Below are 25,198 nucleotides of genomic sequence, written 5' to 3' on the forward strand. Positions count from 1 at the left end.
TTAAAGGCGTATTCTACATGGATGACGCAAAGATAACTGCCACTATCTGCTATTTTCTTGCAAAAGCTAAACGCTGAACCATTCCCGACAGCTGAAATGCAGTTATTACGTTTAATCATGTGGCCAGCTGCCTACCAGGTCGCCTTGGCTTCGCTTTGATGCAAACGCCAGATAAAACCAACACCGATACTATAAGTTATGTCTTTCTCAAATAACGGGCTATTACGGTTAGCCGCGCCGTAATGTGACTTGATGCTGCCCCCGGCAAAACCTCTAATGTTTTTATGTAGCGAAAATGCAATTCCGGCTGCAAGCTCTGCCCCCAAAAAACCACCAGATGCATCAAACGCCGCTCTGGTGTTAGATACAAACTGATCATCTACCTGATAAAAATAATCTTGCAGCTTTTCTGTGGCAAATATCAAACTAAAAGAGGCACGAAACCCGGCATCTTCGAATAACGCGCCCCGCTGTTGGTAAGACAGTGCTGGCTGAAATACATAACCACGATGATCAATACGGCCAAAATCAGTCGAAAAAACCGACCTTGCCTGCAAGTGTGCAGTTAACCTGGCATTGCCACCGTTGTCGAAAGAAAAGTCTTTAATTCGATAAATCAGTTGCGGGCCAATTTCAAATAAGAAATCCAGCTCTGGCATGCCTTCTCTGGCGGTATTGTCGTCGCTGTCAGCAGAGAAAGCGCCGCCGACTGAAATATCAATTTCAATATCACTGCCTTCAACAACAACCGCGCGAGCATTACCATCGCCAATACGAAATACATCGCCGCGATACACAACATAAGGTGCTGCAAGGGCAATAACATTGTGCTCAGATGACGCAGGATAATTAGGCACCTGGCCCAAACCGCCACCCACACCAAATTCCCACAGAGGCTGCGCCTCGTTGCCCGCTTCAAACCCAGTAATATTTCTGTCAGGTGAAGCGGTGTTTTGGGCAATAGCGGATGCTGTCACACACAATAACATACTGCTTATTAACCACCGTGATGCCAGAACTGCATAATTCATCGCTTACCCTTTTAATCTTTGTTACAAAACTGCATTTTTACAGTTTATTCGCTGTCAGTATACACATCGGATTCTCACTATAGGGTTTATACACAACAGTGCCTAATATAAACTGCCCTGTTACCTCTTCGACAATGCTATGCTAATGAAATGCTGCCAAGGTGGCTGTGTTGGATAATAAACTTCTGTATCAAACAACGCAGTGAAATCACTAACTAAAGGAAACCCTGCAATGCGCCCTATATTCTGTGTATTACTACTGCTAATGATTACCGGATGCGACAAGAATGAAGTAGGCGACGTGTCATTGGGCGTGTTTACCACCAAAGATATCAAGCTGGATGCCTTTACCGATCCAGTGGTGACAGGCGTGACCTGTCATGTATCCAGCATCGAAGCCAACCTGAATTTTTCTGACCCGTCTGACAGCGCTATCGCCTGTCGCCAAACCGGCCCTATTACTGCCGACATGATTGCCAAAATTGATAAAAGCAAAAACGGTGAAGTACTGTTTACCAAATCAAAGAGTATTTTTTTTAAAAGCATGAAGATACGCCGTATTTTAGACGCTGAACACCAAACGCTAATGTATCTGTCTTACTCCACCAAAGAAACCTCCGGTAGCTTTAAGCACAGCCTGTCTACCGTGGCACTGTGGGGAACAGACGCTTATGGCACAAAGAGTCTTGGGGAAAATACAACACGCGAATAATTTCAATTTAATTAATTTTTCAACTTGTCTAATTCGTCAGCTCTTAGTGTTTCAGGGGTTACCCGAGGTAAGCCTGTAGCATTAAAAAGAGCAGATTTTTTGTACCCTCCGTTGATACGGTTCGTGGTCACGATCCAAAGAAAGCGAAATAAAAACCCGAACAGCCCGCTTTGCTTTGGTTTCACATGGCCTAAAGCGGTATCTGTGTTTAACACGGCAACTTTTGCTCCAAAGTCTTTATCCATTTGCTGACGATCAAGGCAGTTATGAATCAGGCCAATAAATGACATTTTTGGGCTGGCCAAGGTATTGCCAATAGGCGTTCCACAACATGATGCATACCAGCGGATCATGCCTTTTTCGCTAAGGCGCACTGCCGATAGAAATTCTTCCCCTTGGCTAAATAGCAGGTGTTGTTGAGCCACCTGGACAATCTCAGTTCCGCCTTGTGCATCTAGTATTGCAGGAGCTTTATCAAGAAAATGTGCGAACGCCCGGCAATCCGTGCAATAGCAAATAAGACGATTGCTGGTTCCAATGTTTTCGAGTTTGCCTTTAACGGCACCGCAGTTACATTGAATTGAATGCATAAATATCACCATTCCTTGTCCAGATTAGGTTAAGTGCTGTGCAGTTTAAATCTTATTCTGCAAGCCGCCCGCGTATTTAAACACGGCTTACCATGCATTTGTAAATTTAATGTATATAACATTACGCTGCGCGATACCACATTTTATTGCACTGAAGGTGTCGTCAAGTTATTCATGTTAAGTGTAAATTGTGACCAACTTTGGGTATCTGTGACATGTTTGACTACGAGAAAATCTGCGCAGCCGATTGACGGTCTAGAGCGATTTTTGCTGGCGATAAAATTATGGTTAAGTACCATTTACAACCTACAGCAGTTTTTTATGCGGACTTAAAAAAAACATTTTTTTCCAGCCCTGGCTTTCCATCGTTGCGAGCCACGGAATAGGAATAATAGATAATATGGAATAATGCAGATGTGGTTGTTTGCCAGCAGCGTTACCAGTATCACCCAGTGTGGCTATTTGTGTATTGATATTAACAAAGTCACCAAACGCTACGTTATTTTGATTTAAATGAGCATAGTAATGTATTCGCCATTTAGGGCCCAATATAGCAATAGCATTACCACCTTTACCTAATACACCAGAAAATATGACCATCCCACTTGTGGCGGCTACAACTGGGGTATTTTTTAAGCCGAATATATCTATTCCTTTGTGTACGCCTGACGTACCCCAGGGCTCATACCAAAACGTATTATGGTTCCAGTCATTTTTTGTGGCACCCAGAACAGGAATTACGATTTTTTCTGGTATCAACAATCCAATTAATAGAATCAAGCCCAGGCTAAAAGCTCCGTACTTTAACGTTTTTGCAAGTTTGGTCATGGCATAAATACTTATTCGGCAGGTCTGGCTGTATTTAAAACACGGCTTACCACGCACTTGTAAAGTTAATGTGGTGAACATTACACGGCATATTGATAACTTACAACGGCTTATGGGTACAGCTGCTATTGAGGCTGGTGTCAATAAGCTCATGCCGACGCTCAAAATGTTTACTAATAGTTCTTTTTATGTAAAATATAAGCATCAGTTTTGACAGAGAACTTAACATGGCGACTATTCAACTTTTAATCGGCGGCAGTGCATTAGTACCAAGCGCTAGCAATAAGCTGAAAAAAAAGAAGGAAATTGCAGAAAAATCGCTTCAAGACAATAGTGTTACTATCGATCGAATTCTCGCAGCTCGTATGCGTGATGCCTTAGTATCCGAAGCAAAAATACTTGAGCGAATGGGCATAGCTGAATTCAGAAACATGCTTAAACTGCAAGGATTTAACACAAATAAGTTTTCTGATGTTTTGATGGCAGCATATTTGCAATCTGAAGTATCTGCTATAAAAAGTATTGCACTTAGGCTATTACGAGATGACCTAATTAAGGCTGAAACACCGATTATTATTTCAGGTAATGTTTCAGGCGCAGTAGGCATGGTGGCAAAGATTTTAGGTCCAACTGCAGTTGCAGGTTTCAGCCCAATTAGTACAACAATCTGGTGGGACTGTAAAACTGATTGCCGTATTGAAAGCATTCATTTTTTTGATAAAACGCTGAAAAAGGTCATAAAACTATGAAGAAGCTACTTGGCTTAGTTCTATTGATTACCGCTTGTGGCACCACCGCGACAAGCCATAATTTTATCGGCTGCAACTGGCACATTCCCGAAGGCTTTAAAAAGCTGTCTGAAAACGAATATCGCAAATTCCCGGCAAATGAAGACTTAAACACATCGTTTAGTTCGGTAATAATGTCAGAAACCATAACCGATGATCTAACAACGCTCACAGAAATGAATAAAATGCCAGATACTGAAGTGCTGGTTATTTCATATCCTGAAGATAACAATTACAGCTACGAATCTATTTTTATTAAGCGTAAAACAAGATTTGGCGATAGTATTAGTAACGATACATTGCGGGTGTCCAAAAAAAATCAAGCGGTTGGATTGGTTTCGCTTTCGCAAACTGATAGCTTTCACCTAACTAGTGAATGTGTATCACCCGAAGTTATTGAACAACACTACGCAGTACTAGCACAGCTAGCGCAAGGGGTAGATGCATTTCTAAACACAAAACATGGTTTTAACATTTTAGTACCGCAAGCTAATTAAATCGTCTTTATCACCCACGCAGAGCAGTACTCTCGGCTCGTCTAACAAGGTTGGCGCAGCTAAATAGTTGGTATAGCCGATGGCGCACGGTGAAATGAGTTTATGATTTATTGGAGGCAGATTAAAATTAAGCTTGGCCATTGCACAATCATATAATTACAAAAGAGTGGCTAAAACTTAGGCTTATTAATTTCTAACTGTCCCAATAGTTTCCTTTGTGATCTGAGTTAATTGCATATAACACGCCTGCTCATCACGGTAACTGGCCAGCGCACTTATCGCGATATCCGACAGTTCGTTAACCACAGCAAAACCATTGCGCTGCCAATACGGCACCGAGCCCTGCACCGCTACCAGCGCCAGTTTTGTTAGCCCCAGGCTTAACGCATGCTGTTTTGCCGTTGCCAATAATTGCTTGGCCAGCCCTAAACCGCGAGCTGCCGGGTTTACCGCCATATCGTGCAAATACAACAGCTGCGGCGCAGCTGCCGGCGTAAAAGCCGACGCCAGCGGCGTAACATAGCCGTTTATGGACGGATAACTAAATAAATACGCCAGTAGCTCACCGGCGCTATCTTGTGCCAGCCAGCAACTGTTCGGCGCCGCTTGCAAGCGCTGGCTTAACAGGGCCGGGCTTTCATACAAGGCATCGCTGTAGCAGCAATCTTGCAATGCCACTACTGCGGGTAAATCAGCAGGCTGAATTAGCCGTATTGTTATTGTCATAAACGGAGCCTTCCTAGATCAGTGCATCATTATAGGTACGCCGTGCCTTTTAAATACAGTACCGCAAAGCCTGACACTAACACCCGGTCACCGGCAAGGTGGCAAAATAAAAAACCGCCTCGCTGTGATGCCTGGTACGCCACCAACTCAGATTTATCCAATTGCCTGGCCCAATAAGGCGCCAGCCCGGCATGAATTGACCCGGTGACCGGGTCCTCATCGCCGCCATTAGCGGGCCAAAAATAGCGTGAGATAAAGTCATACTCCTTTGTGATGGCACTGGCTTTGGCGGTAACCACCACATCATAAGGCGCTAGCTGCTTCAGCTGTTCTGAAGAATAGGTCAGGCTTTTTACATCCTGCTCGGTGGCCATCACGGCAAAATAGGCTTGACGGTTTCTTAAAACCTGTACTGGCGTTTCCAATAAGCCGGCTAATAACGCCGCCGGCACCTGTTCAACAACTTGCGGGCATTGGTTAGGAAAGCTCATTTCAATTCTGCCGTCGCTATGTTGATTAACCAGCAGTGCACCCACTTTAGCGGTTAAAAACTCAATTTCACCCTGAGCGCCCAAATGATTGAATATCACATAGGATGCCGCTAACGTGGCATGGCCGCAAAAGTCGATTTCGGTTAATGGCGAAAACCAGCGAATGTCATATTGATTGGCTGATAATGCGCGGATGAAAGCAGTTTCCGACAGATTATTTTCAGCGGCAATGCTTTGCATCACATCAGGCGCCAGCCAGTTTTTTAATGGCACCACCGCAGCTGAATTGCCTTTAAACTGTTGTTTGGTAAAAGCATCGACAATATAAATATTTAATTCCAACACAAGCTCCTTAGGGTTTATTGTCTAAGCGACAGGTATTCGCAATTAACAAAAGCGCGCAACCAATGTGGATGATTGTATACCAAGTCTGTACACAGGCAGGTTTTAACCGTTTATATCGTGAAACAGTACGTCCAGCGCTGCTTTTGATTCAATTGTGATACCTTCGCCACTTTTGTTTCTCGCATTTTTAACTAGCAAGAATCAAATATATCTATTAGTCAAAAAAAAGGTGAGCAAAATGCTCACCTTTTGAAAGTTGTGTTAACCCACTTAAATAAGTTAACCATCTTAATTAAAACGTTAACCCACTTAATTACATGATCACATTAACGCTAAACGCTTATCGATACGATTCCGGGCTTGGGCAGGCACAAATTAGGTTACGGTCGCCGTATACGTCGTCGATACGACTTACCGTGGGCCAGAATTTGTTTTCTGCAACGTAGCTTGCCGGGAAGGCGGCGTATTGACGGTCGTACGCGCGGTCCCATGCCGGGTCGAAAATGTCCTGCATGGTGTGTGGTGCGTAGGCTAATGGGTTGTTGTCCACGGTCCACTCACCGGCTTCTACCTTGGCAATTTCAGCGCGTATTGCGGTCATCGCTTCAATAAACTTGTCCAGCTCGGCTTTGCTTTCTGATTCGGTTGGTTCAATCATCAGCGTGCCAGCTACCGGGAAGCTCATTGTGGGTGAATGGTAACCAAAGTCCATCAAGCGCTTGGCAATGTCCATCTCGGTAATACCGCTGGCTTCTTTTAACGGACGAATATCAATAATACATTCGTGCGCTACACGGCCATTGGTACCGCGATACAGTATTGGGAATAACGGGTCTAACTTTTTCGCCATGTAGTTTGCATTAAGAATGGCAAACTCAGTGGCTTGCTTTAAGCCCTCACCGCCCATCATCGCAATGTACATCCAGCTGATAGGCAAAATACCGGCGCTACCAAATGGCGCGGCCGATACTGCACCGTTTCGCTCACCGGTACCGTCAATTTTTACCACAGCATGGTTTGGCAGGAACGGGCTTAAATGGCTCTTAACACCAATAGGACCCATGCCCGGGCCGCCGCCGCCGTGTGGAATACAGAAGGTTTTGTGCAGGTTTAAATGTGACACATCTGAACCGATAAAGCCTGGCGAGGTAACGCCAACCTGTGCGTTCATGTTGGCGCCGTCCATGTACACCTGGCCACCGTAAGAATGCACTACATCACATAGCTCACGTATGCTTTCTTCAAACACCCCGTGAGTGGACGGGTACGTTACCATGATGGCCGCTAAACGGTCGCCCACTTCGGCTGCCTTGGCTTTTAAATCTGCCATGTCGATGTTGCCAGACTTATCGCAGTCTACCAGCACCACTTCAAAGCTAGCCATTGCTGCCGTTGCCGGGTTAGTACCGTGGGCGGAAACCGGAATTAAACAGATATTACGGTGCGCGTCACCACGGCTTTCATGGTATTTGCGAATGGCAACCATACCGGCGTATTCGCCCTGTGCACCTGAGTTAGGCTGCATAGAAATATCGTCGTAACCGGTGATATCTACCAGCCAGTTGCCCAGCTCGCCTATCATCTGATAGTAACCTTCAGCCTGATTACGTGGCACAAACGGGTGCAATGACGCAAATTCTGGCCAGGTAACCGGGATCATCTCGGCAGTCGCGTTTAGCTTCATCGTGCATGAACCTAACGAAATCATCGAGTGGTTTAAGGCTAAATCTTTGTTTTCTAATTTTTTGATATAACGCAGCATCTCAGTTTCACTGTGATACTGGTTAAACACCGGGTGGCCTAATACGCTATCAACGCGGCGCAAATCCGCCGGAATAGACGTTGAGCCTTCAGCAACAATAGCACTGTCCAATGCTGCCACGTCGATACCGTGGCCATGACCTAACACTACATCAAATAGCTCGGCAATATCACCAGCCGTGGTAGCTTCGTTAAAGCTTACCGCTAACGATTGCGCAACGTCAGTACGCAGGTTAATACCTGCCGCCAAAGCACGTGCGATAACAGCGTCACGGTTTTCAACAGTAAAGGTTACGGTATCAAACCAATGCGCATTTACAATATTTACGCCTTTAGCTTTTAAACCAGCAGCAAAAATATCGGTGCTACGATGAATACGCTCGGCGATATTTTTCAGGCCTTGCGGGCCATGGTATACCGCATAAAATGACGCCATATTGGCCAATAACACTTGTGCAGTACAGATGTTTGAGTTGGCTTTTTCACGGCGGATGTGTTGCTCACGGGTTTGCATCGCCATACGCAGTGCTGCATTGCCACGACGGTCTTTCGACACACCGATAATACGGCCTGGCATAGAGCGTTTGTAAGCATCACGTGTAGCAAAAAACGCCGCATGTGGGCCACCAAATGCCATGGGCACACCAAAGCGCTGTGCCGAACCTAACACCACATCCGCACCTAGCTGTCCTGGCGCTTTTAATAGCATTAAAGCCATAGGATCAGTGGCTACGGCAACAATGGCTTTTTTCGCCTGTAGTGCGGCAATTAACGCGCTGTCGTTACGAATATCACCGTTGGTGCTGGGGTACTGAATTAAGGCACCAAATACATCTTGCTCTGCTGCCTCAGCTGCGCTGCCAACCATGATGTCAAAGCCAAACATTTCGGCACGGGTTCTTACCACGTCGATAGTTTGTGGGTGCACGTCATCGGCAATAAAATACAAGTTTGACTTGCTCTTAGTTACCCGTTTAGCCAATGCCATAGCTTCGGCCGCGGCCGTGGCTTCGTCCAGCAATGATGCACTGGCCAGTTCCATGCCGGTTAAATCCAGCGTTAGCTGCTGAAAATTTAACAGTGATTCAAGGCGACCCTGGGCAATTTCTGGCTGATATGGCGTGTACGCCGTGTACCAGCCCGGGTTTTCCAGCACGTTGCGCAAAATTACATTAGGCGTTAACGTTGGGTGGTAACCCATGCCAATGTAAGATTTAAACATTTTGTTTTTGCTGGCAGCTTGCTTTAAATACGCTAACGCTTCTGTCTCGTTTCGCGCGTCACCGGTAGCCAGTGGCGTTGTCAGACGAATATCGGCAGGAACCGTTTGCGCGATCAGCGCTTCCATAGTGTCTACACCCAGCTCGCTTAACATTGCAGCGGTTTCTGCGGCGTCCGGGCCAATATGGCGTTGAATAAATTCTTCGTGGTTCGCAAGTTGCGACAGGGTTTTCACAGCGGAGTTGGTCATGCCTTGAATGTCCTGGTAATGGTTCTGTGGCGACTAAAATTTAGCCCCGTATTCAAATTGTTAATGCAATACGGGGCTTAAGCGGGATGTGATCAGTGCTTACTCGTCAATCGAGTTTTTATAGCCTTCGTCATCTAACAGCGCTGATAACTCAGCAGTATCAGACACTTTAATTTTAAACATCCAACCGTCTTCGTAAGGGCTGCTGTTAACCAGTTCAGGTGAATCAGCTAAGGCTTCATTTACCTCAACAATTTCACCAGACAGCGGTGCATAAATATCAGATGCCGCTTTAACCGACTCGGCTACTGCGCAGTCATCAGCTTGCGTTACGCTGTCACCCACGTCAGGCAATTCAACAAATACCATATCACCTAACAAACCCTGGGCGTGTTCAGTAATACCTACAGTGTAAATGCCATTGCCTTCATCGCGCGCCCACTCGTGGCTACTGGCGTACTTTAAACCTTTAGGAATTGAGCTCATTGTTTAATCCTTAGCTGGTGTCTTTAATTAATTTAGTTAGTTTAGATGACTTTTTTACCCATGCGAACGAATGCCGGTTTTACCACTTTAACCGGAACCATCTTGCCGCGAATATCAACGTCTGCGGTATCACCTACTGAAGCAGGTACACGCGCCATGGCAATACTAAACCCTAACGTTGGCGAGAATGTACCAGAGGTAATTTCACCCTCTCCGCCATTAACAACCACACGTTGGCCGTGGCGCAGCACACCTTTTTGTTCCATTACCAGGCCGACCAGTTTAAAGGTGCCGTCGGCTTTATGCTGTGTAATAGCGCTGCGACCAATAAAATTACGATCTTCAGGTGCCCAGGCAATAGTCCAGCCCATGTTAGCCGCCAATGGTGATACCGTTTCGTCCATATCCTGGCCGTATAAATTCATCCCTGCTTCTAAGCGCAAGGTATCACGTGCACCCAAGCCAGCCGGTGCCACACCAGCTTCTAGCAGTTTTTGCCAAAAATCAGCCGCCTGCTCGTTTGGCAAGGCAATTTCATAGCCGTCTTCGCCGGTATAACCGGTGGTAGCAATAAACAACTCGCCAGCTTGTACACCAAAAAATGGCTTCATACCGTCAACCGCGGCTTTTTGCCCGGCAGTTAATAACGTAGCCACTTTCGCTTTGGCATTAGGGCCTTGAACAGCAATCATGGCAAATTCCGGACGCTCGGTAACAATCACGTCAAATGCTTTGGCTTGAGCGTTAATATGCGCCAGGTCTTTTTCACGTGTGGCTGAGTTAACCACCAGACGGAAAAAGTCTTCCTGCAGGAAATACACAATTAAATCGTCAATAACGCCACCGGTTTCATTAAGCATGCCGCTGTATAATGCTTTTCCCGGTACGGTTAACTTTGCCACGTCGTTGGCAAGTAAAAAACGCAAAAAGGCGCGGGTTTGCGCGCCTTTTAAGTCAACGATGGTCATGTGAGAAACGTCGAACATTCCGGCATCACGACGCACAGCGTGGTGTTCTTCAATTTGAGAGCCGTAATTGATGGGCATGTCCCAGCCAAAGAAGTCGACCATTTTGGCACCGGCTTCCAGGTGTTTGCCATGTAACGCAGTTTGATTAGCCATTGTTATTTCCTGCTTATTGTAAGGCCCGCTGGCGCTAAATACAGCGCAACTATATAAGTAATCAAAACAAGCAATTGAATACCCATGTAGTTTAAGCGGATAAAAAGGCATCCGGATTATAACGCAAGCTTGTGACGGCAAACAGCCCCTGTTTAATTAGTTTTTATAATGCGAAAGCGAGAATAACTAAAAAAACTAACTCAGGCGCTATGGGCTGTTTTTACCTGTGGCTGTGCCAATTTTGGCAGGTCGCCACTGTTGCCAAGGGCTGCAGCGATGATCTTACTTTTTAACCAGGGTAACTTATCTACCCCACTCATACTTACAGCTCTTACCAGCTTAAGTAGCGGTTGTGTGTTGCTAAAACCACGTTTAAACACCTCCATTGCTCCAATCAGCGTTTGCGCTTCAGCCTTGCGCCAGCGCTCGTAACGCCTTAATAGTCGGCTTTCACTAAAATCGTTGTTATCTGCCAGCGCTTCACTGATAAGTTCTGCTAATGCTGCAACGTCCATCAAACCTAAGTTCATGCCCTGCCCGGCCAGTGGGTGTATGCTGTGCGCGGCGTCAGCAACTAAAACCACTCTGCCACGCTGCCAGCTACTGCTATAACGCATTGTCAGGTTAAAAGACTGTCGCGGCGTTTGTATATTAATCGGCCCCAGTACGCTATTACTGGCCGCCGTCAGTGCCTGACTAAAACTAAGATCATCCATGGCCAGCAGCGCAGCAGCAAGCTCTGGCGCACAGCTCCAGACAATAGAGCATTTATTTGGCTGTGGCAGCGGTAACAACGCCAGCGGGCCATCGGGTAAAAATACTTGCCTCGCGATATTGTTGTGGGGTTCATCACAGATAATGGTGCCAACAATGGCCTGCTGTTGGTAATCCCAATGGGTTAACGGTAACTGCATGGTGCGCCGCACCATCGAATTAACGCCATCTGCGCCAACCAATAACCGGCTTAACAACAGGTGCTGTTGGTTAATGTTCACCAGCACATCCCGCTCGCTTTGCACCAGACTGTTTATTGTGCAGTTAAACTCGCAGCGCACATTATTAAACGGCTGCAACTGCTGATACAGCGCCAGGCGAATTTGTTCGTTGTCGCAAATCCAGCCTAATTGTTCCAGCCGCTCGGTTTGTGCATTAAATTCAATACGGGCAAAACTGTCGGCGTCCCATACCTGCATTGCGTTGTAACTGCGGGCATTCGCCGCAATGGCTTGCCAGGCTCCCACATGATTAAGCACACGCTGTGAGGCCAGGTTTAACGCACTCACCCGCTGCGGGTTAGTCAAGGTGCTATTGGGCGCATCGCCTTGTTCCAACACAACAATGCTCAAGCCTAAAGGCGCCAGCAACAACGCCAGCGTTAAGCCCGCACTGCCTGCACCAACAATGGTAATATCAATGTTTTCCATATTAACTTCGCAGCCCCATAGCCTGCTCTGCCAGCGGGCGTTTTAATTCATCACATAAGGTCATGGCTAACAAGCCACTGTTTCGTGCTAATGCTACTGTACGAGACCGATTAGAAAACAAACGTACCAAGGCGTCAGTTGCGGTGGTAACGACATTAATATCTTGCTGGCGCGCGGCTTGATATGCCCGCAGCATGGCATAGTCGCCAATCTGTTGTGCCGTTAACACTTGCTGTACCATTTGAGCAATGTCACGTAGCGCCAAATTAAAGCCCTGTCCGGCAATGGGATGCACATTGTGTAGGCTGTTGCCTAACAAGGCGACACGATGGCGCACTATTTCGCCACTGCGTTTTAAGCTAAGGGGATAACTAACACGGCGGCCAACGCTACTAAATACCCCTGCCCTGTAGCCAAATGCTTGCTGTATATGGTTTAAGAAATCGGTATCAGATAATTGCTTTAGCGCATTAACATTATCTGCAGCAGTGGTATATACCAAAGAATAACGCTGTTGATTTAACGGTAATAAAGCAATAGGTCCATGTTCGGTAAAACGTTCAAACGCGGTATTCCGATGAGGTTGCGCCAGCGCAAGATTGGCAATTATTGCATGTTGGCCGTAAGGCTGCTCTTGCAGGGTAAAGCCCGCCAAGGCGCGACTGGGCGCTGCTCCACCTTCGGCAATAACCAGCAGTTTAGCCTGCAGTTCAGTGTCATCGTGCAGGATCAAATGTTGCTGCTGTTGTTGCGGAATAATTTGCTTAATATGGTTTGGTGCAATACGGGTAATTGCCGCACAACCAGACAATTTATCGGCCAACACGGCACCTAAATAGTCTACTTCCAGTACATAACCCAGCGCCATCTGCTGATATTCATTTGCACTAAGATGCGTTTTACCAAAGTGTCCCCGGTCGGATACAGCAATATGTTTAATGGCACAGGCATGTTGCTCCAGTGCTGACCACAGGCCCCATTGCCGTAATAACCCTGCACTCGCTGCAGCCAATGCGACACTGCGGCTGTCAAAGCTGGCTGAACTGACCGTGCCAGACTGTTGCTCAATAATGGCAATGTTAAGCGACGGCATGGCTTTAAGTAAGGCCCAAGCTAACGTTGCGCCTGCCATACCGCCACCACTGATCACCACATCATACTGCTTAATTGTTTTGGCCACGTTGCTCGTACCTGTATTTAGTGCAGGGTTTTATTTGCTGCCGCTTGGTGGCCGAATTTTTGCCCCACTTCAGTAAAACACGCCAGCGCCATTATGCGAATATGCTCCAACACCAAAAAATAGGCTTCGTCGTTTTCTTCAACACTACCATCATCAGTGGTATGAATATCAATGCGGGTTACTTCTGATAACTGGTCCAGCGCTTCACGCACATCATCAGATACCAGCGATAAATCGGTTTGTTGTACGGCAAAGCCTACTAAAAAAGCCTGCGTCCACTCAACCATGGCGTCTAAGCGTTCTGGCAGGCTGTCATCGTCGCTGGGCAGCAACATGCTGAAACTAAAATCATTTTGTGCCAGCTCTTTGGCGGTAGTTTCCACCAAATTGGCCACATGTTGTTTTACGTCTTGCGACAGGGCTTGCCCATCATTTAAGAAGTCTTGCAACACAGGCAGTAATTGCTGTGGATTGGCTTCAACCCCGGCACTGAGTAAACCAGTAATTAAGCCATGTACTTCTGCGGCTGACGCCATTACATAAGCCTGGTCAAGTTTGTACATCCACTCATCGTATGTCAGTAAAAATGGGCTGCTCATATCACTGTTCGTGCTGTTATTAACTGTACTTTATGCTACCACCACAACGCAGCAGCGCCAACTTTCCCTGCATAGTTTTACCTGTGGTATAAAGTGTAAACAAAAGTTGCTGTAAAACCATGCAACTAGCGTTGTTTGCGATAAAACACCATGCAATAACCTTATACAGCAGAAACAGTGGTGTTATACTCAGGTCTGTTCTCTGGATTGTTGGTGATCAGGTGGATGTCCCTGAGCCGATAATTGTTTTTACCTAGGGATTCTTCTGCACTACCAGTGTGCAAGCCCGGCTCGTACCGGGAAGCCTGAGGTAGTCATCTGACTCCCGCCTTGAACCTATGGTTCAAGGGCTAACACCAGACACGGCAATTTGGAGAACCTCTTTTTTTCTGCTGCAAATCAGGCATACTCGTCTTATCTTTGTCCATAGTAATGTATTATCGTGCCTGCTACTCCCTCGTTACGCCAACAACTTAGACACCTGGTTCGCCAGCGGCGCCAATTGTTAAGCCCGGCGTTACAACAACAAGCAGCAAATGCATTAGCAAAACAGCTTAGTGGCAACGCACTGTTGGCTAACCGACAACATATTGCCGTGTATTTGGCCAATGACGGTGAGTTAGATACTTTTCCGCTGATACAGGCGCTGTGGCAATTAAATAAAACAGTGTACCTGCCCGTGCTTCACCCGGTGGTTGCTGGCTATTTACTGTTTGTGCGGTATAACAGTGAAACCCTACTTTACCCGAATAAATTTGGCATTCCCGAGCCTTTGCCGCAGTGTCACCAGCTGATCCCGGTTAATCAGTTAGATATTATATTTACGCCATTAGTCGCCTTTGACGAGCACGGCAACCGGTTGGGAATGGGCGGTGGTTTTTATGATCGCACTCTGTCGCAATTGCCAACAGATAGTCATTGTCAGTTGATAGGGTTGGCACACGCTTGCCAGCAGGTTGATGCCGTGCCGGTTGAGGCCTGGGATATTCCGTTAAAGCAGATTATTACGCCGGCAAAACATTGGGTGTTTGCATGAATCCGGCCACAATACAAAGCAGCATCTGCAAAACAGTTTTCGCCTTTTTCCATTTTTGTCCTTTTGTCGGCACCCCCTTTAGATATAATATCCATCTGTATGGCTAAACGAATTTGGATCACTGATGACACAAGATGAAATGAAAAAAAACGCCGCCTGGGCAGCATTAGAGTACATTCCGCGTAACACAGTAGTGGGCGTAGGCACCGGCTCAACGGTGAATCATTTTATTGATGCGCTGGCCAGTATTAAGCATGAAATCAGTGGTGCCGTATCAAGCTCTGTACAATCGACAGAAAAACTCATCGCCTTAGGGATCCCGGTACTGGATTTAAATAGCATTGACAGCTTTAGTGTTTACGTTGATGGCGCAGATGAAATTAACGCCCAAAAGCATATGATTAAAGGCGGTGGTGCAGCGCTAACCCGCGAAAAAATTGTCGCCGCCGTAGCTGAAACCTTTATTTGTATTGTCGATGCAAGCAAACAAGTAGACGTTCTGGGTAAGTTTCCGCTGCCGGTAGAAGTTATCCCTATGGCAAGTCGCTCGGTCTCGGGTGAGCTTGCTAAACTAGGTGGCAGGCCGGTATTGCGCGCGGGTGTAACCACAGACAACGGCAATGTGATTATTGATGTACACGACTTACAGATTATTGACCCATTGATGTTAGAGCAGCAGATTAACAATATCGTAGGTGTGGTCACCAACGGTATTTTTGCTCACCGCCCCGCCAATATGGTTTTGGTTGGCAGTGCCGAAGGCACCAAAGTAATAAAATAAGTACCACAGCAGGGCCCGCTAAGTAACACCATAATAATAAGAATAATAACTAACTGATTTTATTTTTTAATTTAATGAAGAGATGTGACATGGAAAAATTTTCGCTGGCCAAAGACAAAATTAAAATATTGCTGCTGGAAGGCTTACACCAAAGTGCGGTGCAAAGCTTCAAGAACCAGGGGTACAGTAATATTGAGTACTTAAAAACCTCATTACCTGAAGACGAGCTTATAGAACGCATTAAAGATGCCCACTTTGTTGGTATTCGCTCACGCACACAGTTAACCGAAAAAGTGCTGGATGCAGCAACAAAGTTGGTTGCCATTGGTTGTTTTTGTATTGGCACTAATCAGGTCAACTTAACCGCGGCGTTAAAAAGGGCTATTCCGGTTTTTAATGCCCCATTCTCGAATACCCGCTCGGTAGCGGAACTGGTATTGGGCCAAATTATTATGTTGCTGCGCGGCATTCCACAACGTAACGCTGCAGCACACCGTGGCGAGTGGCAAAAAACCGCCAACAACTCATTTGAAGCTCGTGGCAAAACTCTGGGTATTATTGGTTATGGTCATATCGGCACCCAGCTGTCTATCATGGCAGAGAACATTGGCATGCGCGTGCAGTTCTATGACATTGAAGACAAATTGGTATTAGGTAATGCAACTCAGGTGAATTTTGGCACCCTGCTCAAAACGTCAGATATCATTACCTTACATGTGCCAGAAACTGCACAAACTAAAAACATGATTGGTGAAGCCGAACTGGCCCTGATGAAACAAGGCAGCATTTTAATTAACGCGTCGCGCGGCACGGTGGTCGACATCGATGCGTTAACAGAAGCATTGCGTTGCAATAAACTGGCCGGGGCTGCTATTGACGTGTTTCCGGTAGAGCCCAAAGGAAACGAAGAAGAGTTTATTTCACCACTGCGTGAATTCGACAATGTTATTTTAACGCCACACATTGGCGGTTCTACACAAGAAGCACAAGAAAACATTGGTTTTGAAGTCGCCGGTAAAATGGTGAAGTATAGCGACAATGGCTCTACGCTCTCTGCGGTTAATTTCCCTGAAGTGTCACTGCCAGAGCACAAAGGCCGCTCACGCTTATTGCACGTGCACAAAAACCAGCCTGGTGTGATGACCAAAATTAACGAGGCCTTTGCTAAGCACAATATCAATATCGCCGGTCAGTATCTGCAAACTAATGCTGACATTGGTTATGTGGTGATTGATATCGACTCTGACGATGTTGACCAGGCATTGAATGAGTTAAAAGCCATTCCGGGAACATTGCGGGCCCGTGTCCTGCACTAAACATTAGCCTGATAAGAAAAGCCCGCTAAGCGGGCTTTTTATTAAGAACTTCAGCGCCGAAATATTCACGCTGACACGCCGTAAACCCATCCATGGGGTCTCGTTTACGCCCGTCCAGGGCTTCAACGGTCAGCTTAGAACATCTCGGCGCTTCGTATTAATCCTCTTGCATTTCGCTTAACAGTGTCTCCGCCAGTTCGTCTGGCAATACCACTACACCCGGGCCATCGGTATCAGGCAGAACAGCAATAGCCAGCTCGTCGCCGTTTAAGCCTGAAGTCCATTTTTCCAGCCAGGTATCTACATCTACTGCCTGAGCACTACAATGCGACCATTCACCTTCAATCCACTGCTCAGCCAATTCAGCATGTGGCCATACCGGAATACAACGCTCGTCTTCAGCACTTACCAGAACAAAACCCTCTTCGTCGGTTAAGATCCAGATTTTCTCCAAATCAGCCACGGCCTGCACAAAATAGGCATAACGCTGCTCTGCATCCAGCGCAAGAATTCGGCTAAGCTCTTCGGCGGTTAATTGGTATTCCATAAATAGTCCTGTACGTTAATCGATCATTGCGCTAATGATGACGGATCTAACGTCTTTTTACCAATAATTATTCGGTAAAGACCGCATTGCCAAGCCAGATTAACAGCGCATAGCGCGCCGCTTTTCCCAGTAAGACTAAAACAACAAATAGCTTAAAACGTACCTTCAACACACCGGCAATCAGGGTAAGTGGATCGCCCACCACGGGTAACCAGGCTAACAATAAACTCCAGACACCAAAACGGGCAAAGTGCCGCTGGGCATTATTAAGAGCATCTTGGGACACCGGAAACCAGCGCTTGTGTTGAAACTGCTGCAGTTTAAGCCCCAAGTACCAGTTAATACACGACCCCAAGGTATTACCAGCAGTTGCCGCAACAAATAACCAAAATGGCTGATAGCCCTGTTGCAGCAGGGCCAACAACAGCACCTCACTGGAAGCCGGAAAAAGTGTCGCCGCCAGTAAACCACTTAAAAACAGTGAGCCATATACCAGCACCGTTTATGCCGCTAATACCTGCCACACTAAACGCAGCCATATTGCCCACAGCACCACGCAACCCAGCAAAAACACGTTAAAACGCATTCGCACATTATTACTGCCAATATGGACAAAAGTGTGCACTAAACGCAGTAGTACAAAAGCAGCCCCCATCACCACATACCCCATATCTGCCAGGCCCAACTGCAGGGTAAACAACACGCTAAACAAATACAGCATGGGCATTTGAAACTGGTTTTCGAAATTACGACTGGTAGCAATAACCTGCTCGTTGGCACCGCTTAGGTTCATTGTTTTAAAGGCTGCAACACTGATTTCTTTATTTTTTGCCGCTCGGATACGACGTCTACCCATCAGCACCAGCACTACGCTGGTCAAAAGTATCTGTAAAAATACCGGCATTAAGATTAATTTTTCCATTGGAGGCTCCTAATTTAAAGTGGTCAGAGCTTAATCCAGTCAGCTAAAAGATACCAGCGTCTTAATTCTGTCATCTATGGCCTTTATATTTTACTCAAAGTTGTTGTTATACTGCGTCGTCTTTTTTGTAAGGTGACGCTATGGCGCAATTATATTTTTATTACTCGGCAATGAATGCCGGTAAGTCGACCTCTTTACTGCAAAGTGCTTATAACTATCAGGAAAGAGGCATGACGGTGGCGATTTTCACCGCTGCACTGGATAACCGGTTCGGTGTTGGTAAAGTCAGCTCACGTATTGGCCTGGCAATGGATGCGCAAATATTTGATTGCAACTTTAACTTTATGGCGCATATCCAGCAGTTAAAAACACAAGGCAGGCTGGATTGCGTGTTAATTGATGAAGCGCAGTTTTTGTCCAAGGCTCAGGTGCGTCAACTAACTGACGTAGTGGATGAACTGAATGTACCGGTGCTGGCTTTTGGCCTTCGAACCGACTTTCTTGGCGAAACGTTTGCCGGTAGCGAAGCGTTGCTAGCGTGGGCTGACAAGCTTATTGAGCTAAAAACCATTTGTCATTGTGGCCGAAAAGCGAATTTTGTGGTTCGTCTGGACGAGCATGGCCAGGCCGCTACCCAGGGTTCACAAGTGCAGATTGGCGGCAATGAAAGTTATGTATCCATGTGTCGAACGCATTTTAAAGCCCTGGTGTGGCAAGAACCCAAAATGGAGTAACAAATGAAAATTCTTTATGGCGTGCAAGCAACCGGAAATGGTCATATCAGCAGAGCGCGCGCCATGGGAAAGTATCTGGCTAAAGCCGGCGTTGAAGTAGACTATTTATTTTCTGGCCGGCCAGCAGATCAGCTATTCGACATGCAGCAATTTGGTGATTACGAGGTTAAGCGAGGTCTGACTTTCGTAACCCAGGCTGGCAAGGTGAATTACTGGCAGAGTTTTTGGCAAGCCTCGGTTAAAACCCTAAAGCAAGATATTCAGGCGCTGGACTGCAGTCAGTATGATTTGGTATTAACTGATTTTGAACCCATAACCGCACAGGCAGCAAAACAACAAAATAAACGCAGTATTGCCATTGGGCATCAATACGCGTTTTTACACGACATTCCCATGCAGAACGCCAATATGATGACTCGGATGGTGTTTAAACATTTTGCACCTGCTCAATATCAGTTAGGTTTGCACTGGCATCATTTTAATCAACCCATTTTACCTCCTATCATCGATGAAGAACCGCAAAACGTAGCAGCGCAATCTAATCAGGTTTTAGTTTATTTGCCATTTGAAGATCAAGCCCAGGTTATAGCCATGCTAAAACCGCTTACCGACTATCAGTTTAGCGTTTATGGCCCGGGGTTAAGTAAGGCAACACTTGGCCATATTAACACCCACCCATTGGCAGTTAAGCCATTTAAAATCGATTTAGCCAGTTGTCGCTTTGTGTTAAGTAATGCAGGGTTTGAACTGATAAGTGAAGCATTACAACTGCAAAAACGCATTTTAGTGAAGCCTTTAAATGGGCAAATGGAGCAGCAATCGAATGCACTCGCCTTACAACAGCTTAACCTGGCAACGCGCGCTGAGCGTTTAAGTAGCAGCATTATCGCGAACTGGCTTAACGATAACAGTGAGAAGCCAAAGGTAACCTACCCTAATGTTGCCAGCGCCATTAGTGACTGGCTATTAGCTGACACTCCTGACAGTATTAATACACTAAGCCAGCAGTTGTGGTAGTAAACCTTTGTTATAATTGTTGCAATTTTTGCCAACGGCGCTAAATCAGTTATAGTAAAGTCAGATCACAGAGTGAGCGCTGAATGACGATACAAACTGGTACTCTTCCACATTTTTGGCCCCTGCTGGACGCCCTTCCCGTTGCGTTGTTGTATACAGAGCATGCCAATCCGGCGGTGTTTGCAAATATGGCAGCATTATCGTTGTTTCACTTACCGACAAACAAAACCGTACTGACAAGATCTGATGTACAACAGATCCAGCTGCGTTGCCCGGAAAAACTTCAATCATTTAAATTAGAAGAAAACCCTATTTTACAAGCGCTTAGTGGCTGTTCGCTACAAGTTCCTGTTGTTTTGGAACATCATAGTGCTACCTTGTTTTTACATAGCACTAGTGTAGCGGCCGAAGTTTCTGATATTAGTGGCATTGTGATAACACTGCAGCCACTGTATTGCGCGCCGAATGTACCCACATTACCACAGACATCATCAGATAACGCTGAACTGGAAGAAGCACTCGAATTTGACAAGCTTATGTCGGTTATCTCAACCAAGTTGATAAATGTGCAAGAGAATATGCTGGACCAGCATATCGAAGACGCACTTGCCGCAGTCGGAGAGTTTTGTCATGCCGATCGCAGTTATCTTTTTCAGTTTTCTGACAACATGTCTGAAATGAGCAACACCCATGAATGGGTTCGCAGCGGCGTAACATCACATAAAGACCAACTGCAGCAAATTCCAGAGATCGCGCTACCGTATTTTTTTCAGCAAGTAAAGCGCTATCATGTGTTCGCAATAAATGATGTGAGCACATTACCGGCAGAGGCCACAGCAGAAAAGCAGGAGTTCGAAGCGGAAGATATTCAATCTGTTTTATGCTGCGCTATGTTGGCTGATGACAAATTGTTAGGTTTCGTTGGTTGTGACATGGTGTCACGTCAGCGTAACTGGACTAACAATGACTGGCGGCGGTTGAAACTGGTAGGTGAAATTATTGCCAACACACTGCAAAATGTTCGCTATCGCCGATCGCTACAAGATATGCAGCAACAACTGCTGCTGGTTAATCTTGAATTGCAAAAACAAGCGACACAAGATGGCCTCACTGCTATTGCTAACCGACGTCAGTTTGATATCAGTCTGCAGAATGAACTGCAGCGCTGTGCACGCAATCAATATCCATTAGGCCTTATCATGATCGATATAGACCGCTTTAAACGCTATAACGACTATTATGGGCACCAGGCGGGAGATGATACGTTAAAACAGGTGGCGCAGCAGTTTCAGCGTTTAGCAAAGCGCCAGGGAGAACTTGCCGCACGTTATGGTGGCGAAGAGTTTGCGATGATCTTACCCGGTAGCACTATCGAAGACTGCGAACGCATAGCCAAACAAATTCAGCAAGCGCTCGTAACATTAAATATCGCTCACGCTAAATCAGATATTGCTAGCAACATAACGGCAAGCATCGGCATTACTTGCCAGTATCCAGATAAAACCAGCACAGTCGACAACATAATTAAAGCCGCCGACCAAGCTTTATATCAGGCAAAAGCAGCAGGCCGCAACTGCATTCGTAACAGCAGTAATTAGCGCAAATAATCATCGTCCTGCTAGCATCACCTTTTAAATCTGCTCATTGCTTACACATTAGCAAATTCAATAAACCATGAATTAGCAGCTATCGTCGACGTTATAAAATACCAGCAGCTTGATACGCAACAAAGCGGGTAAATACTGATAACGAATGCTGAGTATAATCAATACGGGCTTTATTATGATCTAAAAACGCACCGGCCAACACGCCATCTGTTACCTGATAGCTGCGCAATTCTTGCATAAGTTGCTGTAAAAATAACCGCACACCAATATAGCGCTGTACATCACCGACAGCATGCAGCACCGCCAAATAAGACAAAATTCCTTCAGCGCGGCATGCAACCGGGGTATTACGCCCAAGGTAAACCCGGTTGGTGAATATCTGCTGATACAAATCATGTAAGTATTGTAAGCAGAACTGCACTATTTGCGTGGCTTCCGGCGTTTTCATTGGCAGATAATGCAAAATTATCACTTCCAGTGCCTGCATTAGCCAATGATCTTGGGTCATTTTCACCTTATCGCGAGTGTCTCGCAACGTGGTAATCATGCGATAAGCGGTATCAAAATCGCCTGCTGTACATAACGCTAATGCTGCTTCACCGGGGTAGTATTCCGATACAAAATCCGCGGCAATGCCAGTATAGGGATCGAATTTAGAAAATTTAATCAGTCCCTCAGGTGTCAGAAAAAAGCGTAATCCGTGCAATAAGCCTTGCTTAAATAATGGATCTTGATCGGCGAAACTGTCAAAGGCAAGATAAATCAGTGCATTACCACCTAATTTGGCAATAGATTTTCTGTCTAACACAAACAACAGGTCAGTTTCAGCTTCAGGAGAACTGCATTTCACCGTTTCTCTGCGGGCAAAGCCCAGAGCAGCTAAACACTTTTGCTCAGTTGTCGCATCAGGCTCAAGACGCAGAAAAGCGGCCATGGCCCAGATGGAACCGCAGTGACGCAGCATATTGTAGGGTTTGTGCGTTAAGTGCTTACCCTTAGCAGACCTTAAATAGACAAACTGGCCATCATCTTGTACTTGCTGTGACAGATATTGACAAGCCGCTTTGGCTACAGCGAAATTATCTTCAAGCATCATTTGTAATACTGCCTTGGTTTTTCGCGTTCTGAGGTAACGCCATGTAAATAAACAGGCCGTTTCAGCATCTGGCCACCATCACGAGCCAATGGGATCCATGGGATCTGTCCCATGCCTTTGGCAGATTTAAACGACATTAAATCAAATGGAATTTTTACATAGAACCCTTTGGTAAAACTGCCCTCACCATATTCATCCGCACTAGCATTACTCAGTGCTGCATAGGCCCCCACAATGATACCACTGTCGAACCGACGGCCAACATCAATATTAACACCCACATCTTTGGCCAAATAGCGTCCGGCACTAATGGTTATAAGAGAGTCATCAAAAAACTCGGGTTCCCAATATAGCGATACAAAACCGGTAACAACAGAATAATCAAATAGCTTGTATTCGCTGTTATAGTCGCGCTGCCTAACGTAATTTATATCAGCACCAATGGCAAAACGACTATCCAATGGCCGGTAAAGCACTTCCCCACCTACACCGGCAAACATAGTTTCCAGATAACCACCGTAGGCCTGTGCGTACACATCTTTTTGTAAACGTTCGCGATAGTTTAAAAACAACTTATCCAACGTAACGTAACTGCGTGTAACATACTCACGCGAAAAAGTACGAACACGCGGTAGCGTCGAATTTTGGGTATCCACTTTGAAATTAAATTTATCAAAATTTTCCAGTAGCGTGGTTTTGATCACACCTGTCGCAGACCAGGGTTCAGAAAATTGATAGGACAACGACGACAAAATACCGCCCTGATACATAAAGAACGCTTCAGGATTACCCAACATTTGCATCCAGAACGGTTCAAATGAATAGCCGAAACCATGATTCAGTGTGGTAAATTGCCAGTCGATGTCATCCATATCGGGTGTCTGGCGCACATAGACTGAACTTACCGGTTGGTCCAATGACTCATAACGGGCATAGGTTCTAAACTCATCTGCCTGCAATACGACTTCCGTAATCGGCATTTCAAGCTCTTCCAGAATGATACGATAACGACTAACTTTATCTGGCGCAAAATTCGCCAGTACCCGTCCTACACGCTCTATTGAAACGTCAAATTCACGAAATGCCTGTTGCTGGCCACGAATAATCAGCTCATCACCATCAAGCTTAATACCTGTGGTAACAAAACCTGCCCGATAATATAACTGATTACGCAACGTGGTGCGTTTGAACCGTTTAGCAGATAACCCTGCGGCATTCACTTCTGGTGGTGGTCTGTCAAATTTAGGCGTCTTTATGGTATTAAAGTTTGAGCCCACAGACACACCAAACGCTAGCGTGTTACCGCGCTGATAGCTTAAATGAAAATCCAGACTGTCATAGCTGTATACCAATCCATAGTTAATATTACTATCCTGAACTATGCCGCGAGCACGATCCTTGGTGTAATTATTGCCTTCATATTCAACTTTAAGCCGCAATGGCTCCCAAGGGGTTTGATATTCCAAACCGGCAAATACCGACGCCGGACCTTTATAGAAACGCTGGTAATCAATCATACCGCCGCGACCAGAAAAACCACCTGGCCGCTGACAATAGCCATCACTGAGTTCACAAAAGGGGTTGCTAATGTTGCCACCTGAACCTAAATAGCCCCAGCCCATGCCTAAATGAAGGTCAAAAGGTCCTACCCGTTTACTGGCGGCAATGTACTCGCTTTCAAAAAAGCCAGTACCACCAAAATCACGCCAACCGACACTAACCTGAGGTAGATAATAACTCTCTTGCCACAACCTTAACTTTACATCTATACCCTTGTCTTTTAACGTCTGATCGCCACTAAACTCAGGATAAGGGCTATAAAGGCGGGTACGAACGTCGGTATAACGCACGGTCGTTTCCAACCATGGAAACAACTGAATACTGGCGCTCCAAAATCGATACTCGTCTAAATCATTGTAGTTAAGACTAAAATTACCAGATGGAGCCATCCGTGCTGTCGGCGTCTGAAATATACCCACACCGCCGTGGCTGGCCTGACTGTAGTCGCTATCCTGTGCCAACGTACTAGCGGCAAACAAGGCGCAAAACATAACCCCAAGTTGAGTTGCTCTATTCATTAAATATTTACTCT

General features: G+C 46.0%; 25 protein-coding genes and 1 other RNA gene. 10 read left to right on the forward strand and 16 right to left on the reverse strand.

Annotation, left to right across the window (positions count from 1 at the left end; genetic code table 11):
- Nucleotides 1–131: 131 nt before the first annotated feature.
- On the reverse strand, nucleotides 132–1,031 hold the full coding sequence (locus tag ORJ00_RS09640; protein WP_306137214.1) for a MipA/OmpV family protein: 900 nt from the start codon (nucleotides 1,029–1,031) through the stop codon (nucleotides 132–134).
- Between the two features lie 232 nt (nucleotides 1,032–1,263).
- Here ORJ00_RS09640 and ORJ00_RS09645 point away from each other — a divergent pair, with 232 nt between their 5' ends.
- Nucleotides 1,264–1,743 (forward strand): CreA family protein, encoded by a 480-nt coding sequence (locus ORJ00_RS09645; RefSeq protein WP_305977292.1) that lies wholly within the window; start codon nucleotides 1,264–1,266, stop codon nucleotides 1,741–1,743.
- Nucleotides 1,744–1,754: 11 nt separating this feature from the next.
- Here ORJ00_RS09645 and ORJ00_RS09650 read toward each other — a convergent pair whose 3' ends face one another.
- Both ORJ00_RS09650 and ORJ00_RS09655 read right to left on the reverse strand, forming a co-directional pair.
- The gene (locus ORJ00_RS09650) at nucleotides 1,755–2,333 is read right to left on the reverse strand and encodes a DUF6151 family protein (protein ID WP_205623228.1); all 579 of its coding nucleotides are present in this window, start codon (nucleotides 2,331–2,333) and stop codon (nucleotides 1,755–1,757) included.
- Between the two features lie 306 nt (nucleotides 2,334–2,639).
- Complete coding sequence (locus ORJ00_RS09655) at nucleotides 2,640–3,161, reverse strand: M23 family metallopeptidase (protein WP_306139690.1); 522 nt, start codon at nucleotides 3,159–3,161, stop codon at nucleotides 2,640–2,642.
- Between the two features lie 227 nt (nucleotides 3,162–3,388).
- Between ORJ00_RS09655 and ORJ00_RS09660 the strand changes: the two genes are divergently transcribed.
- A complete protein-coding gene (locus ORJ00_RS09660) occupies nucleotides 3,389–3,910 on the forward strand; it encodes a hypothetical protein (RefSeq protein WP_306139691.1) in 522 nt (173 codons plus the stop codon).
- On the forward strand, nucleotides 3,907–4,446 hold the full coding sequence (locus ORJ00_RS09665; protein WP_306139692.1) for a hypothetical protein: 540 nt from the start codon (nucleotides 3,907–3,909) through the stop codon (nucleotides 4,444–4,446). The genes ORJ00_RS09660 and ORJ00_RS09665 overlap by 4 nt, the downstream gene beginning before the upstream one ends.
- A 186-nt stretch (nucleotides 4,447–4,632) precedes the next feature.
- Here the strand turns inward: ORJ00_RS09665 and ORJ00_RS09670 are convergent, their stop codons facing one another.
- The 8 genes from ORJ00_RS09670 to ORJ00_RS09705 form a co-directional block, all read right to left on the reverse strand.
- Nucleotides 4,633–5,172, reverse strand: a complete 540-nt coding sequence (locus ORJ00_RS09670) for a GNAT family N-acetyltransferase (protein ID WP_306139693.1) — start codon at nucleotides 5,170–5,172, stop codon at nucleotides 4,633–4,635.
- 29 nt (nucleotides 5,173–5,201) lie between these two features.
- Complete coding sequence (locus ORJ00_RS09675; RefSeq protein WP_306139694.1) at nucleotides 5,202–6,008, reverse strand: PhzF family phenazine biosynthesis protein; 807 nt, start codon at nucleotides 6,006–6,008, stop codon at nucleotides 5,202–5,204.
- A 340-nt stretch (nucleotides 6,009–6,348) separates the two neighbouring features.
- Nucleotides 6,349–9,240, reverse strand: coding sequence for an aminomethyl-transferring glycine dehydrogenase (gene gcvP, locus ORJ00_RS09680; RefSeq protein ID WP_306139695.1), 2,892 nt, complete (start codon nucleotides 9,238–9,240; stop codon nucleotides 6,349–6,351).
- Nucleotides 9,241–9,339: 99 nt separating this feature from the next.
- Nucleotides 9,340–9,726 (reverse strand): glycine cleavage system protein GcvH, encoded by a 387-nt coding sequence (gcvH, locus tag ORJ00_RS09685; RefSeq protein ID WP_027672370.1) that lies wholly within the window; start codon nucleotides 9,724–9,726, stop codon nucleotides 9,340–9,342.
- A 41-nt stretch (nucleotides 9,727–9,767) separates the two neighbouring features.
- Nucleotides 9,768–10,847, reverse strand: coding sequence for a glycine cleavage system aminomethyltransferase GcvT (gene gcvT / locus ORJ00_RS09690; RefSeq protein WP_306139696.1), 1,080 nt, complete (start codon nucleotides 10,845–10,847; stop codon nucleotides 9,768–9,770).
- A gap of 200 nt (nucleotides 10,848–11,047) precedes the next feature.
- Complete coding sequence (locus tag ORJ00_RS09695; protein ID WP_306139697.1) at nucleotides 11,048–12,271, reverse strand: FAD-dependent monooxygenase; 1,224 nt, start codon at nucleotides 12,269–12,271, stop codon at nucleotides 11,048–11,050.
- Between the two features lies 1 nt (nucleotide 12,272).
- Nucleotides 12,273–13,451, reverse strand: a complete 1,179-nt coding sequence (ubiH, locus tag ORJ00_RS09700) for a 2-octaprenyl-6-methoxyphenyl hydroxylase (RefSeq protein WP_306139698.1) — start codon at nucleotides 13,449–13,451, stop codon at nucleotides 12,273–12,275.
- 17 nt (nucleotides 13,452–13,468) lie between these two features.
- Nucleotides 13,469–14,050: a UPF0149 family protein gene (locus ORJ00_RS09705; RefSeq protein ID WP_306139699.1), complete on the reverse strand. Its 582-nt coding sequence runs from the start codon at nucleotides 14,048–14,050 to the stop codon at nucleotides 13,469–13,471.
- A 196-nt stretch (nucleotides 14,051–14,246) separates the two neighbouring features.
- On the opposite strand from ORJ00_RS09705, the gene ssrS reads away from it, so the two are divergent.
- The 4 genes from ssrS to serA all read left to right on the forward strand — a co-directional run bounded on the left by ssrS (nucleotide 14,247) and on the right by serA (nucleotide 17,183).
- A non-coding RNA gene (gene ssrS, locus ORJ00_RS09710) (6S RNA) lies at nucleotides 14,247–14,431 on the forward strand.
- Between the two features lie 61 nt (nucleotides 14,432–14,492).
- Nucleotides 14,493–15,086, forward strand: a complete 594-nt coding sequence (locus tag ORJ00_RS09715) for a 5-formyltetrahydrofolate cyclo-ligase (protein WP_306139700.1) — start codon at nucleotides 14,493–14,495, stop codon at nucleotides 15,084–15,086.
- 124 nt (nucleotides 15,087–15,210) lie between these two features.
- Entirely contained in the window at nucleotides 15,211–15,867 is a 657-nt protein-coding gene (rpiA, locus tag ORJ00_RS09720) for a ribose-5-phosphate isomerase RpiA (protein ID WP_306139701.1), read from the forward strand.
- Nucleotides 15,868–15,956: 89 nt separating this feature from the next.
- Nucleotides 15,957–17,183, forward strand: coding sequence for a phosphoglycerate dehydrogenase (gene serA, locus ORJ00_RS09725; protein ID WP_027672377.1), 1,227 nt, complete (start codon nucleotides 15,957–15,959; stop codon nucleotides 17,181–17,183).
- Between the two features lie 157 nt (nucleotides 17,184–17,340).
- On the opposite strand, the gene ORJ00_RS09730 is transcribed toward serA, so the two are convergent.
- The 3 genes from ORJ00_RS09730 to ORJ00_RS09740 all read right to left on the reverse strand — a co-directional run bounded on the left by ORJ00_RS09730 (nucleotide 17,341) and on the right by ORJ00_RS09740 (nucleotide 18,652).
- Nucleotides 17,341–17,730 (reverse strand): DUF2750 domain-containing protein, encoded by a 390-nt coding sequence (locus ORJ00_RS09730; protein ID WP_027672810.1) that lies wholly within the window; start codon nucleotides 17,728–17,730, stop codon nucleotides 17,341–17,343.
- A gap of 67 nt (nucleotides 17,731–17,797) precedes the next feature.
- The gene (locus tag ORJ00_RS09735) at nucleotides 17,798–18,229 is read right to left on the reverse strand and encodes a YqaA family protein (RefSeq protein ID WP_205623278.1); all 432 of its coding nucleotides are present in this window, start codon (nucleotides 18,227–18,229) and stop codon (nucleotides 17,798–17,800) included.
- Nucleotides 18,230–18,232: 3 nt separating this feature from the next.
- Nucleotides 18,233–18,652, reverse strand: coding sequence for an MAPEG family protein (locus tag ORJ00_RS09740; protein WP_306137354.1), 420 nt, complete (start codon nucleotides 18,650–18,652; stop codon nucleotides 18,233–18,235).
- A gap of 140 nt (nucleotides 18,653–18,792) precedes the next feature.
- Here ORJ00_RS09740 and ORJ00_RS09745 point away from each other — a divergent pair, with 140 nt between their 5' ends.
- The 3 genes from ORJ00_RS09745 to ORJ00_RS09755 all read left to right on the forward strand — a co-directional run bounded on the left by ORJ00_RS09745 (nucleotide 18,793) and on the right by ORJ00_RS09755 (nucleotide 22,001).
- Entirely contained in the window at nucleotides 18,793–19,386 is a 594-nt protein-coding gene (locus ORJ00_RS09745) for a thymidine kinase (RefSeq protein ID WP_306139703.1), read from the forward strand.
- A gap of 3 nt (nucleotides 19,387–19,389) precedes the next feature.
- Nucleotides 19,390–20,403, forward strand: coding sequence for an MJ1255/VC2487 family glycosyltransferase (locus tag ORJ00_RS09750; RefSeq protein WP_306139704.1), 1,014 nt, complete (start codon nucleotides 19,390–19,392; stop codon nucleotides 20,401–20,403).
- 83 nt (nucleotides 20,404–20,486) lie between these two features.
- Nucleotides 20,487–22,001: a diguanylate cyclase domain-containing protein gene (locus tag ORJ00_RS09755; protein ID WP_306139705.1), complete on the forward strand. Its 1,515-nt coding sequence runs from the start codon at nucleotides 20,487–20,489 to the stop codon at nucleotides 21,999–22,001.
- A gap of 100 nt (nucleotides 22,002–22,101) precedes the next feature.
- On the opposite strand, the gene ORJ00_RS09760 is transcribed toward ORJ00_RS09755, so the two are convergent.
- Nucleotides 22,102–23,106, reverse strand: coding sequence for a hypothetical protein (locus tag ORJ00_RS09760; protein WP_306137477.1), 1,005 nt, complete (start codon nucleotides 23,104–23,106; stop codon nucleotides 22,102–22,104).
- A complete protein-coding gene (locus ORJ00_RS09765) occupies nucleotides 23,103–25,184 on the reverse strand; it encodes a YjbH domain-containing protein (protein WP_306139706.1) in 2,082 nt (693 codons plus the stop codon). Before ORJ00_RS09765 ends, ORJ00_RS09760 begins: the two co-directional genes overlap by 4 nt.
- Nucleotides 25,185–25,198 lie beyond the last annotated feature (14 nt).

The sequence above is a fragment of the Rheinheimera baltica genome (genome assembly GCF_030731985.1).
Lineage (GTDB): Bacteria > Pseudomonadota > Gammaproteobacteria > Enterobacterales > Alteromonadaceae > Alishewanella > Alishewanella baltica.

Bases quoted from the DNA above. Each gene is read 5' to 3' on its own strand.
- ORJ00_RS09640 (WP_306137214.1), bottom strand. From the start codon at position 1,031: ATGAATTATGCAGTTCTGGCATCACGGTGGTTAATAAGCAGTATGTTA.
- ORJ00_RS09645 (WP_305977292.1), top strand. From the start codon at position 1,264: ATGCGCCCTATATTCTGTGTATTACTACTGCTAATGATTACCGGATGC.
- ORJ00_RS09650 (WP_205623228.1), bottom strand. From the start codon at position 2,333: ATGCATTCAATTCAATGTAACTGCGGTGCCGTTAAAGGCAAACTCGAA.
- ORJ00_RS09655 (WP_306139690.1), bottom strand. From the start codon at position 3,161: ATGACCAAACTTGCAAAAACGTTAAAGTACGGAGCTTTTAGCCTGGGC.
- ORJ00_RS09660 (WP_306139691.1), top strand. From the start codon at position 3,389: ATGGCGACTATTCAACTTTTAATCGGCGGCAGTGCATTAGTACCAAGC.
- ORJ00_RS09665 (WP_306139692.1), top strand. From the start codon at position 3,907: ATGAAGAAGCTACTTGGCTTAGTTCTATTGATTACCGCTTGTGGCACC.
- ORJ00_RS09670 (WP_306139693.1), bottom strand. From the start codon at position 5,172: ATGACAATAACAATACGGCTAATTCAGCCTGCTGATTTACCCGCAGTA.
- gcvP (WP_306139695.1), bottom strand. From the start codon at position 9,240: ATGACCAACTCCGCTGTGAAAACCCTGTCGCAACTTGCGAACCACGAA.
- gcvH (WP_027672370.1), bottom strand. From the start codon at position 9,726: ATGAGCTCAATTCCTAAAGGTTTAAAGTACGCCAGTAGCCACGAGTGG.
- gcvT (WP_306139696.1), bottom strand. From the start codon at position 10,847: ATGGCTAATCAAACTGCGTTACATGGCAAACACCTGGAAGCCGGTGCC.
- ORJ00_RS09695 (WP_306139697.1), bottom strand. From the start codon at position 12,271: ATGGAAAACATTGATATTACCATTGTTGGTGCAGGCAGTGCGGGCTTA.
- ORJ00_RS09705 (WP_306139699.1), bottom strand. From the start codon at position 14,050: ATGAGCAGCCCATTTTTACTGACATACGATGAGTGGATGTACAAACTT.
- rpiA (WP_306139701.1), top strand. From the start codon at position 15,211: ATGACACAAGATGAAATGAAAAAAAACGCCGCCTGGGCAGCATTAGAG.
- serA (WP_027672377.1), top strand. From the start codon at position 15,957: ATGGAAAAATTTTCGCTGGCCAAAGACAAAATTAAAATATTGCTGCTG.
- ORJ00_RS09730 (WP_027672810.1), bottom strand. From the start codon at position 17,730: ATGGAATACCAATTAACCGCCGAAGAGCTTAGCCGAATTCTTGCGCTG.
- ORJ00_RS09740 (WP_306137354.1), bottom strand. From the start codon at position 18,652: ATGGAAAAATTAATCTTAATGCCGGTATTTTTACAGATACTTTTGACC.
- ORJ00_RS09745 (WP_306139703.1), top strand. From the start codon at position 18,793: ATGGCGCAATTATATTTTTATTACTCGGCAATGAATGCCGGTAAGTCG.
- ORJ00_RS09750 (WP_306139704.1), top strand. From the start codon at position 19,390: ATGAAAATTCTTTATGGCGTGCAAGCAACCGGAAATGGTCATATCAGC.
- ORJ00_RS09755 (WP_306139705.1), top strand. From the start codon at position 20,487: ATGACGATACAAACTGGTACTCTTCCACATTTTTGGCCCCTGCTGGAC.
- ORJ00_RS09760 (WP_306137477.1), bottom strand. From the start codon at position 23,106: ATGATGCTTGAAGATAATTTCGCTGTAGCCAAAGCGGCTTGTCAATAT.
- ORJ00_RS09765 (WP_306139706.1), bottom strand. From the start codon at position 25,184: ATGAATAGAGCAACTCAACTTGGGGTTATGTTTTGCGCCTTGTTTGCC.